This is a genomic window from Nostoc sp. ChiVER01, assembly GCF_034531155.1.
Classification (GTDB): Bacteria; Cyanobacteriota; Cyanobacteriia; order Cyanobacteriales; family Nostocaceae; genus Nostoc.
In genome coordinates this window covers 146,558-153,571 of the sequence record NZ_JAVRBS010000019.1, presented here as the reverse complement: position 1 = coordinate 153,571, position 7,014 = coordinate 146,558, and the positions used below count along the sequence as shown (strand labels likewise).

Annotated in this window: 7 protein-coding genes; 6 read left to right on the top strand and 1 reads right to left on the bottom strand. The window is 40.2% G+C overall.

What is annotated here, in order from left to right; translation table 11 throughout:
* The 6 genes from RMY00_RS23435 to RMY00_RS23410 all read left to right on the top strand — a co-directional run.
* Positions 1 to 203 (top strand): hypothetical protein (locus tag RMY00_RS23435; RefSeq protein WP_322649832.1); only part of this gene is annotated, 203 nt, incomplete at its 5' end.
* Between the two features lie 159 nt (positions 204 to 362).
* Positions 363 to 797: a hypothetical protein gene (locus RMY00_RS23430; RefSeq protein WP_322649831.1), complete on the top strand. Its 435-nt coding sequence runs from the start codon at positions 363 to 365 to the stop codon at positions 795 to 797.
* 35 nt (positions 798 to 832) lie between these two features.
* The gene (locus RMY00_RS23425) at positions 833 to 3,625 is read left to right on the top strand and encodes a tetratricopeptide repeat protein (RefSeq protein ID WP_322649830.1); all 2,793 of its coding nucleotides are present in this window, start codon (positions 833 to 835) and stop codon (positions 3,623 to 3,625) included.
* Positions 3,626 to 3,763: 138 nt separating this feature from the next.
* The gene (vap15, locus tag RMY00_RS23420; protein ID WP_300422490.1) at positions 3,764 to 4,012 is read left to right on the top strand and encodes a type II toxin-antitoxin system VapB15 family antitoxin; all 249 of its coding nucleotides are present in this window, start codon (positions 3,764 to 3,766) and stop codon (positions 4,010 to 4,012) included.
* Entirely contained in the window at positions 3,978 to 4,394 is a 417-nt protein-coding gene (locus RMY00_RS23415) for a putative toxin-antitoxin system toxin component, PIN family (protein WP_322649829.1), read from the top strand. The genes vap15 and RMY00_RS23415 overlap by 35 nt, the downstream gene beginning before the upstream one ends.
* A 9-nt stretch (positions 4,395 to 4,403) precedes the next feature.
* Complete coding sequence (locus tag RMY00_RS23410) at positions 4,404 to 4,817, top strand: DUF4288 domain-containing protein (RefSeq protein ID WP_322649828.1); 414 nt, start codon at positions 4,404 to 4,406, stop codon at positions 4,815 to 4,817.
* A gap of 89 nt (positions 4,818 to 4,906) precedes the next feature.
* On the opposite strand, the gene RMY00_RS23405 is transcribed toward RMY00_RS23410, so the two are convergent.
* Positions 4,907 to 6,988 carry a cation:proton antiporter gene (locus tag RMY00_RS23405; protein ID WP_322649827.1) on the bottom strand — a complete coding sequence of 694 codons (2,082 nt, stop codon included), beginning with the start codon at positions 6,986 to 6,988 and terminating at the stop codon, positions 4,907 to 4,909.
* Positions 6,989 to 7,014: the final 26 nt, after the last annotated feature.

The following is a 7,014-nucleotide window of genomic DNA, read 5'->3' as shown; positions in this document are numbered from 1 at the left end:
AAAGTCGTTTTGAGGTACTCCAAAGTCGTTTTGAGGTACTCCAAAGTCGTTTTGAGGTACTCCAAAGTCGTTTTGAAGTACTCCGAAGTCGTTTTGAGGTACTTCAAAGTCGTTTTGAGGTACTTCAAAGTCGTGTTGGAGTAATTCAAACTTTGTCGCACCGCGATCAAGTACACAGGTGCGTAGGCGTAGCCCGCACTTGACTTTTAAAACAGTCGCTACAAATCTTCAAAACTTACGCAATATTGAGATGATTAGGCTAAATTTCACCTTAAGGTAAAAGAATCAAGGTGATAGGGGAAAAAGCGTTAATATACTTAGTAAAAATGTATGTACATTTCTGAGATAGATATCATAAACCAATGGATATAGCTCTACTCGTTAAATTTCTCGCTCCCTGTCTGCCATTTCTGTTGAATGTGGGTAATAAAGCTGTAGAAGAGGCATCTAAAAAAGTAGGTGAAGATGGTTGGAATAAAGCCAAAGCGATTTGGGATAAGTTACATCCCAAGGTAGAGGCTAAGGAAGCAGCGAAAGAAGCAGCAACGGATGTGGCACAAAAGCCAGAAGATGAAGATTTACAAACAAGTTTGCGGGTGCAACTCAAGAAGATTTTAGAAGCGGATACAGCACTTGCAGAGGAAATAACTAAGATTTGGGAAGAAACAACTACAAGTTCAAATAATAACGCTTCTAATGTCAATGCTCAGTCTTACGATGACAGTACACAAATAAATACAGCAGGTAACGTTAATAACCCAACCTATGACTTTAGGAGGTACGATAACCCAAAGTAACCAATATTGCTGTTTTTGGTGCTGAACAGCAACAAATGTTGGAGTGGCTAGAACGCAGTACCAAAATAGAATCGCCTGGGGTTCTCAAAGCAGGGAACTCTAACAAAAGTTTGGCTCACTGGCAGGGACGGAAAACAGAAATTGCTCAGATACAGCAATGGTTAACTGATGAAAATACCTTTTTAATTGGTATAGAAGGCATCGGTGGCACAGGTAAATCGATGCTAGCTACGAAAATTTATGATGAAATTGCCGATTTCCCCAAGCGATTTTGGGCTGATGTCAGTAATGGGGGAGGTTTTAGCGATTTAGCCCGCCAAGTCCTCAGTGAATTTGGCTTTCCGGTTCCAGAACAAGAAGCGCAGTTAGTAGAGGCGCTAGTTGAGTGTTTATGTTCTGGACAATTTTTACTCATCATTGACAACCTGGAGAGTTTATTACAACCTGATAGACAGTGGGGAAGTCTATTTTACGGCGACTTTTTCCAAGCATGGGTGGAACATGGCGATAATAGTAAGGTAATAGTCACCACCAGGGAAAGACCAGAATTAAAAGGCTTTGAGTGGCTAACCCTGAAAGGTTTGCAAGTAGATGAAGGGGTAGCACTGTTAACTGCATTAGGCATTCGGGGAGATTTAACGCAGTTTGTGGAATTAGTAGATGGGCATCCTCTACTGTTGAGATTGGTAGCAGACTTATTAAATGAAGAATATTCACAAGACCCGGACTTAAGCAGATTAGCAGATTTAGGCTTAGGGAATTTGCAGCAATTGTTGACAGATTCCCAAGTGGTAGGTATCCATCACCGGAAAAATGTGGGGATGGTGTTGGTGTTGGATGCCAGTTTTAATCGGTTGAATGAGTTACAAAAGGCGTTATTACTGAATATTAGTGTTTATCGTGGTGCGGTTGACAGTGCAGCAGCAGTGGCTATGTTGCCGGGAAGTTCAGCAGCAGAGATTGAGGAAGAATTGAGGAATCTGGTTAAGCGTTCTTTGTTGGTAGACAAACTCAATGGTAAGCGGCGATTTGATTTTCAGCCCGTGATTTTGGAGTATGTGCGGTATCAGGCTGGCGATCAGAGTGAGGCGCATCAAAAAGCCATAGATTATTATCGCTCAATTGCTAAACAACCGCCTTGGAAAACAAAAGATGATGTTAAAGAATACTTGGAAATCTTTGATCACTTTTATCAGTTGCAAGATTATAACTCTGCCTTTGTTAGTATTTCGATTTGCGATGATTTTTTAACCTTGCGGGGTTATTATGCAGACCAAGTAGAATTATATGGGCAATTGGTAAGTAAATGGGGAGAAATTGGCGCTAGAGAAAATTGGAATTATCAGGCTGCTCTCACTTCATTAGGCAATGCTTACAACTCCCTGGGACAATACCAACGGGCGATTGAGTTTTTGCAGGAGTCTTTGGAAATCAAAAGGGAGATAGGCGATCGCGATGGCGAAGGTGTTTCCTTGGGTAATTTGGGCAATGCTTACAACTTCCTGGGACAGTACCAACGGGCGATTGACTTCTACCAGCAGTCTTTGGAAATCAAAAGGGAGATAGGCGATCGCAATGGCGAAGGTACTTCCTTGGGCAGTTTGGGCAATGCTTACAACTTCCTGGGACAGTACCAACGGGCGATTGAGTTTTTGCAGGAGTCTTTGGAAATCAAAAGGGAAATAGGTGATCGCAATGGCGAAGCTAAATCCTTAAACAATTTGGGCAATGCTTACAACTTGCTGAGACAGTACCAACGGGCGATTGAGTTTTTGCAGGAGTCTTTGGAAATCAAAAGGGAGATAGGCGATCGCGATGGCGAAGGTGTTTCCTTGGGTAATTTGGGCAATGCTTACAACTTCCTGGGACAGTACCAACGGGCGATTGACTTCTACCAGCAGTCTTTGGAAATCAAAAGGGAGATAGGCAATCGCAATGGCGAAGGTAATTCTTTAATCAGTTTGGGCAATGCTTACGACTCCCTGGGAGAGTACCAACAGGCGATTGAGTTCTACCAGCAGTCTTTGGAAATCAAAAGGGAGATAGGCGATCGCAATGGCGAAGGTAATTCCTTAATCGGTTTGGGCAATGCTTACAACTTGCTGAGACAGTACCAACGGGCGATTGAGTTCTACCAGCAGTCTTTGGAAATATCTAGGGAGATAGGCGATCGCAATGGCGAAGGTATTTCCTTAATCGGTTTGGGCAATGCTTACAACTACCTGGGACAGTACCAACGGGCGATTGACTTCTACCAGCAGTCTTTGGAAATCAAAAGGGAGATAGGCGATCGCAATGGCGAAGGTAATTCCTTGAGCAATTTGGGCAATGCTTACAACTCCCTGGGACAGTACCAACGGGCGATTGAGTTCTTGCAGCAGTCTTTGGAAATATTTAGGGAGATAGGCGATCGCAATGGCGAAGGTAAATCCTTAAACAATTTGGGCGATGCTTACAACTTGCTGGGACAGTACCAACGGGCGATTGAGTTCTTGCAGCAGTCTTTGGAAATCAAAAGGGAAATAGGCGATCGCAATGGCGAAGGTAATTCTTTAATCAGTTTGGGCAATGCTTATCATCAGTGTGGCAGGATTCAAGAAGGATTTGTAGCTTCGTATCAAGCCCAGCAGATTTTCCAAGAACTTGAGCTTCCTCTCGAAGCGATGCCTTATCCTCAGTGGCTAAAATCATTAATAAAGTTGGCTCAACGTGGGCGTTTACAGTTAATTTTGTGTTTTATTTTCGGTTTGATAGCCTTTCCTTTTGCCTTGGTATGGCTGATTCTGCTGCTTTTGTGGCGTTTAATACGTGCCCAGTTTATAAAATGAACACTGAGGTTTTCTCACCGTAGGTTTTGGGTGTGGTTGCGTCGGTTGTGGCGTTGGGTACGCAGTTGGTTTCGGCAGTAAAATAAGGTGTAGGAATAGTGATGAACATAAATTTAAAACAGGATAATTTTTGACACTATGTTACAAAATACCTATCAACTCCCCTTGACATTTGAACAAATTCTTACCCTAGTTAAACAACTTTCTGATTCAGAAAAATTGTTACTTAGCAAAGAGCTAGAAAAAGAAACTTTGAATAAAAAGTTAACACAGTTACTAGAAATATTTCAAACCGATGAATTATCTTTAGAGGAAATTACAGAGGAAGTAGAAATCGTCCGTTCTCAAATTTATGCCAGAAAACAAAACAATCAAGATAATCATTGATACTAATCTTTGGATTAGCTTTCTGATTGGTAAAGAATTAAAACAACTACAAAACCTTTTATTTGAAGAAACAATTCAAATAGTAGTTTGTGAAGAGATATTAGAAGAAATTATATTGGTTACTCAACGTCCTAAGTTACAAAAATATTTTCCGTCTAACAAAGTCAATGAATTAATTCAAGTTTTGCGGACTATTGGTTTGTTTATAAATATAATGTCCGAAGTTTATCTTTGTCAAGATGCAAAAGATAATTATCTTTTAGCACTAGCAAAAGATAGCAATGCTAATTTTTTACTTACAGGCGATCAAGATTTATTAGAGATTAAAAAATTTGAAAATACTGAAATTATTACGTATCAAGAGTTCTTACTGAAATTATAAATTGATTGAATGATAGTAAATTCAAAAAATAGCTGGGGAGAATATGGGATGAAAACTGAAAGTCCAAATAAAGCAAAATCCTTATATATTGCTATAGTTATCTACAAATCATCTTCAGATAAACCTGATTATCAACCTTGGTACCAAGAAAGCTTTGTTTTGATTAAAGCCACTTCTTTAGAGGAAGCAAAAGCAAAAGCTTTAAATTATGGTAAAAATGAAACCGTCAGCTATACAAATGAAAATGGAGAAACTATTACTTGGTCTTTGCAGCAAGTAGTAGATGTAAATTCAGTTTTGTATGATGACTTTGATTCATCTGAGGATATTGTTGATTTATATGCTCGACATTTTCGGAACTATGAGGCTTACCAATCATTTGAGCCATTATTATCTCAAGAGCAATTTGGAGAAGAGTTATAAAACCATACGATCGCTCTTGTCGATTCTCATCACTGGCCCAAAAGCGATCGCAAGTCTTTTCTCATTTTACTGGTATCGACTTCCCCACATCACGAGTGAGGTTCTCCTAACAAAACAATTGAACACTTTAATTCTCTAATTAACTGCGTTGTCACTTCACTCACAGCTAATCCACCTGCTGTGCGATAACGAACAGAACGTAACACCGCTAAATCAAATGCCTGAGCTTCCCGAATTATGGTTCTAGCAATATCATCACCCCTGATTGTTTGGATATTCGTATTCACTTGTAATTGGCTTTTAGAAGTAATATCAGACAATTGAGATACAAAGTTTTCGACTCGATTAGGCGGTGTTTTGCGATCGGATATGTGTAACAGCACTACTTCTGCCTGATTAACATCAGCCAAAATCTGGGCAAACCTTAAAGCACCGATAGTTTGCCGCGTTAAGTCTCCAACTGGCACAAGAATTCTTTGAATTGTCTTAGGACTACTTAATAGGCGTGTTACTGCTACTGGACAGTGAGAAGACCAGAAAACGCTATCAATTACATTACCAAATAAGCGGGCACGTAAACCTGTTGTCTGCGACCAACCCATCACTACTAAACTAGCGTTTTGTTCTCGACTGGTGCGGCTAATTCCCAAAGCTGCATCATCATCAATCCGAATTGCTGGTGATACTTCCACGTCAAATTCTTGGCTGATTTCTTTAGCTAAATTCAATCTTTCCCGGCTTTGGTTGAGCGCTGTTACTAATTGCGGATCATCCATCTGAATATGTGCTCTAGTAATAGCTAATGGCACAATCCTCCCAGATTCATGACTAGCTAGTAGTGCTGCCATTTCTATTAGATATCGCTGGGTTTGGGGGTTGTATATTGGCACTAGTACAGTAAATGGATATTGATTTTTCTCTACTTGCTCATCTTCATTACCTTGCCACCAAGTTGTCAAACTATCTGTTTCAAAATCTGTCTGAGAAAGCTGTAATGAAGGAGCAAATCGTGCTGTTATTATGGGGCCCAGAATTGCAGTTACTAGCATGAGGACAATCACACTGTTCAAGACAGCTTCACTAATTAAGCGCTCACCAGCAGGATTTACCGTTTGATAAGCAACCAAGGTTGCTGCTAGTGTGGCTGCTACCTGGGGTAGCGACAATGACCACATCGTTAGCAATTCCGCCGTGTTATAGCGATACAATAATTTGGCTAAGAATGCTGCTATAAATTTGCTGCCAATCAAAGCTACTACAATTACCAGAGTCAGCCAAATTGAACTGAGGGTTTTGATAAATGCAGGAATATTAATCAATAATCCCATGTCCACAAAGAAACAAGGGATAAATAAAACACTACCAATAAACTCGATTTTTTCTCTGACTGGGCTACGTCCTAGAACATCGTTGACAGCTAAACCTGCTAAAAAAGCACCAACAATTTTTTCAACTCCAATTACCTGCGCTCCAACAGATGCCAAAAATAATGCTAGTAATATAAACAAAAACTGGTTACTTTGTTCATCCCCAGAGCGGCGAAAAAACTCTTTTCCTGCCCAGTCAAAGCCAAACAGGACAACAGCAGTGTAAATTGCTAATCCACCTAATAAAATCGCTAAACTCATGGCGGAGAATTCTCCTCCGTGAATTCCAACACAAATCGCTAATACTAGCAAAGCACCTGTGTCAGTAAAAATTGTGGCACCAATCGTGACGGTTACAGCTTCATTTGTTACCACTCCCAGACGACTCACAATTGGATATGCTAAGAGGGTATGAGAAGCCAGTAAAGAACCGATTAGGACAGAGGCATTCCAACCAAAATTGAATAATCGCCCCGTAGCAATGCCAGCAATCATTGGAACTAAAAATGTTAAAGTGCCAAACCCGATTGAGCGATTTCTAGTTTTACGAAATTGCTCTAAGTCAATTTCTAAACCTGCCACAAACATCAAATAAAGCTTGCCAATCTCCGAAAGCAGCTTGATAGTTTCAGACTCAGGGTTTAATAACTTTAGTCCATTTTGCCCTAGTAATATACCTGCCACTAACAACCCCACTAATCCAGGTAGCCGTAATCGCTCAAATATAGGAGGTACAGTAAAGATTACTGTTAGGAGAATTGTAAATGCAATAATAGGGCTGTCTGTTAGCGAGTTCAGTGCCATATTTAATAATTAAACCTAAATAGGAA

Coding starts and splice junctions, on each gene's coding strand:
- RMY00_RS23430 (WP_322649831.1), top strand. CDS start 363: ATGGATATAGCTCTACTCGTTAAATTTCTCGCTCCCTGTCTGCCATTT.
- RMY00_RS23425 (WP_322649830.1), top strand. CDS start 833: ATGTTGGAGTGGCTAGAACGCAGTACCAAAATAGAATCGCCTGGGGTT.
- vap15 (WP_300422490.1), top strand. CDS start 3,764: ATGTTACAAAATACCTATCAACTCCCCTTGACATTTGAACAAATTCTT.
- RMY00_RS23415 (WP_322649829.1), top strand. CDS start 3,978: ATGCCAGAAAACAAAACAATCAAGATAATCATTGATACTAATCTTTGG.
- RMY00_RS23410 (WP_322649828.1), top strand. CDS start 4,404: ATGATAGTAAATTCAAAAAATAGCTGGGGAGAATATGGGATGAAAACT.
- RMY00_RS23405 (WP_322649827.1), bottom strand. CDS start 6,988: ATGGCACTGAACTCGCTAACAGACAGCCCTATTATTGCATTTACAATT.